3 protein-coding genes and 2 pseudogenes are annotated in these 3,256 nt (G+C 45.2%); 2 read left to right on the plus strand and 3 right to left on the minus strand.

Going from position 1 to position 3,256, the window contains the following annotated elements; genetic code table 11:
* Window positions 1–482: 482 nt before the first annotated feature.
* A complete protein-coding gene (locus MiSe_RS48250; protein ID WP_226594518.1) occupies window positions 483–815 on the minus strand; it encodes a hypothetical protein in 333 nt (110 codons plus the stop codon).
* Window positions 816–828: 13 nt separating this feature from the next.
* Window positions 829–1,260 (minus strand): hypothetical protein, encoded by a 432-nt coding sequence (locus MiSe_RS48255; RefSeq protein WP_226594521.1) that lies wholly within the window; start codon window positions 1,258–1,260, stop codon window positions 829–831.
* Between the two features lie 472 nt (window positions 1,261–1,732).
* Between MiSe_RS48255 and MiSe_RS48260 the strand changes: the two genes are divergently transcribed.
* Together MiSe_RS48260 and MiSe_RS48265 are read left to right on the plus strand one after the other, a co-directional pair.
* Entirely contained in the window at window positions 1,733–2,005 is a 273-nt protein-coding gene (locus MiSe_RS48260; protein WP_226594523.1) for a hypothetical protein, read from the plus strand.
* 169 nt (window positions 2,006–2,174) lie between these two features.
* Window positions 2,175–2,366, plus strand: a pseudogene (locus MiSe_RS48265) (Uma2 family endonuclease); the annotation flags it as partial.
* Here the strand turns inward: MiSe_RS48265 and MiSe_RS54385 are convergent.
* Window positions 2,367–3,256: pseudogene (locus tag MiSe_RS54385) on the minus strand (RNA-guided endonuclease InsQ/TnpB family protein); the annotation flags it as partial.

The raw sequence follows: 3,256 nt of genomic DNA on the forward strand, positions 1-3,256 counted from the left end.
TGGGCTTCTTCGGCAGGTGAGATGGATTTTATAGCGGATTGTGACTTAATAGAATACAATTGATTTTCCGTAAGTTAATAGCCCGTGTAGACGGGCTGAGTTTGTATAGCGGCACCCTTAAGGGTGCCGCTATACAAACTCAGGCCACAAGGGCTGTATTCCAGCAAGTCGCTTTCCCGCTATATCCTTGGTTGTGAACTTAGTTCATGCACGTCTCTTGCAAAAGTCCTACAAACTATGTTCGTAGTAAGTAAGTATTCGGTAGGAATGACTTTAGTCCTCTATAGTTCAGGACTTATATCATGTCCTTAGGTATCGGTAGTGTATGGATGGCTAATTGCTCGCTTGCTAATTGCTAATTGCAAGCTTGTCAATTGCCTCCAGAGCAGCCATTAGCGATTAGCTATTAGCAGTTACACAACCGTTGCTACTGGAGATGATATAAATTGATCGCCCTGAATGCGGGAGAGCCAAATAGAAAGCTAGGGAATTAGGTTACATTCAAACATCTTATTGGCAATTGGCCCAGCGACTCGATTGATAAATTGCTGACGCATCTCAGGATTCTTCTGCAACATTTCGATCGCTTTTGCCTTTTGATCCGCTTCTTTCCCGCCGTCAGCTTGTGAACTTGTTGCGGACTTAGACTGAGGTTGCATCTGAGCGACCTCTTCACAGGAAGCATTTTGGTATTTGTTGATGACCAGATTGGCAGCTATATCCAACGCTTCCTTGGATGTAAAGTTGGCACAAGAACTGACAAATATTGCTAGAGAAATCAAAGCAGTTAGAAACAACAGATGAGACTTTTTCATCAAGTCCTCCTCTCTAGGGAATAACTTTACAGTCAAACATTTTATTGGCGATGGGTGGTGCCACGCGATTGATAAATTCTTTACGGATCTCAGGATTCTGCCGCAACATTTCAATCGCCTTAGTCTGGAGTACTGCTTCCGGTGTCCCCCCTGTTGGCGCACTCTTTTTGGATTGGGGTTTCATCTTGGATAAGTCTTCACAGGAAGCATTTTGGTATTTTTCGATCGCGAGATTGGCGGCGATATCTAGCAAAGCTTCTGGATTTGGTAATGTAACTTTCTCACTCGGCAATGAGGGTTCCTGATTGGGTTTTTGACTCGGCAGTGGAGAATTCTGAGGCGGAGGTGGCAAGGGAGGCAATGGTTGTAGAAAAGCCTTGCCACCAATTCCTACAATTATGATGATGGAAGTGAGAATGCCTAGAAACAGATGTGACTTTTTCATGAATTTATCCTCTTGATTTGTTGGAATCTAATACCAATATTCCATCCCTAGCAACTTGCGTTAATAGACCTCTCCAATAAATCAAGCCAAAGACTGCTCGTGTCGCCTATCCCACAAGAGTTTTTGCAGGAGTTTATTGAGCGATCGCTAGCATATTTTACCCGCATCGCACCCCCACCCATCATCCCCGACCGCACCTCTTGACGGTTGTCCCCATTGCCGCTATGCTCAACAACTATAGGTTGCCAGACCTAAACCGGACGGCAACCTATGTGGCTGGAAAATCTAGTAACGCTGCCCAAAGCCGCTGAAACAGCAATGGACAGCTTGACCCCCCAAACTGACACGACCAGTCGGGAGGCTAGTTGAGAATTGTAACATTTTCTCGGTAGCCACCCTACTTTCTCATGCCAGTGGGGTGGCTAGATTTTTGGCTTTTCCGAGGAAAACCGAAAAATCAGGAGAAAATATCATGGCAGAAGAGTTTTTGCGAGACTCTGGCGGATCTGTTCGTCCAAATTCTGACGCAGGCGAAGACGATCGGGAAGTCGTGCAGATGTTTATTGTCAGTTCTCTGGAGGGGGTGACGGAAACAATTCATACCTTGTACGCAACAGAATTTGCGGAGGTTAGCGAGTGGAGTCCGCCGCAACCAACGGGAAAACCTGGCAAGGTGGTAACCATTCTTACCCGTTACCGCAAACGGCGACCGATTAAATTAAACATGAGAAAATCGGGACGTTAATTTGTCGATTTGTGGGGCAGGCGAGACGCCTACCCCACAAAGCCAAAAAATTCTTGTGGGGTGGGCCGAAAAGCCCGCCTCTGGATCTAATCAAAGCGATCGCACAAAACCCATCAATGCACAAAAAAGCGATATGGCACAATCGGAACAAATGGTTGAGGGTCGAATCATGACAGGAATAATGCCGAAAATATTACCACTGGAAAACGGCGATCGCATCACAAGGGCAGAATTTGAACGACGCTACGATGCCATGCCCAACTTGAAGAAAGCCGAATTAATTGAAGGAGTTGTATACGTGGGATCGCCAGTCCGAGTTATTCACGGCACACCACATGCGCTAATTTTGACACTCTCAGGTCTAAAGACGCTCTCGTTCTGCGGACAGAGAAGGCTTTTGCCAAAGCCTAACTCTCGCTGCGGTCGTCAAACACCGCCTACCCAGTAAGCCTAAGTCCAAGCGAAGAAAAGCTGGCTACTTTACGCAAAATATTTGCAGAAGCATTCAGATCGGCATTAATAACCAAACCGTTGGAAGAGCAATACAAACCACGATATATGCGCTTACCAGATGCTTTCCACCCTTCTGGCTTTTCGCCATATTTGGGCAGGGAGTCACCATCAAGAAAGCTAGCCTGAGAAGTTTAAGCTTCTTCAGTTTCTATAAACCTAATATCGTGCAAAACGCAAAACTGCTTCAGTCGCTCTTTTAGTTTTCCCAAAGGCATCTGAACAAATTTCTGATTCTCGATTCGACCAAGATTAGCGCTTTCCTTAAAGCCTTCATTCCAGCCAATAACTAAAGTGCCAATTTGGTATTTTAAGCAATGTTGAACGATAATCTTAGCCGCCTTGTTAATCCCCGAAGCGCATTTGATGGTTACGCTTGCGAGTAATCCTATCCAACCATTTATCCCAGTATCCCTCTGACTTACCCTGTTTGCGAGTCGATACCTTTTTATTCCACAATTGATTCATTGCCTTCATAGCACGAGCATCAATCAAGAAAGAGTTGCCCAAGGTATCGACACATGCCGTTAGATTGTCGGCAGTTCCTAAGTCTATCGACAAGGCACGATTGATATCTAAATCGTGCTTTTCTTTTTGGACTGGATAGGACAGAGCAAGATAGAATGCACCATTCTTAGGTAGGATGGTAAATTCTTTAATCTTTGAGCAGTCGATGTTTGATGGCATCGGCAGAAAGAACTCCGATATCCCAAACCACCTTCTAACTGTTAATCCCAGAGA

Source organism: Microseira wollei NIES-4236 (assembly GCF_020521235.1).
Lineage (GTDB): Bacteria > Cyanobacteriota > Cyanobacteriia > Cyanobacteriales > Aerosakkonemataceae > Microseira > Microseira wollei.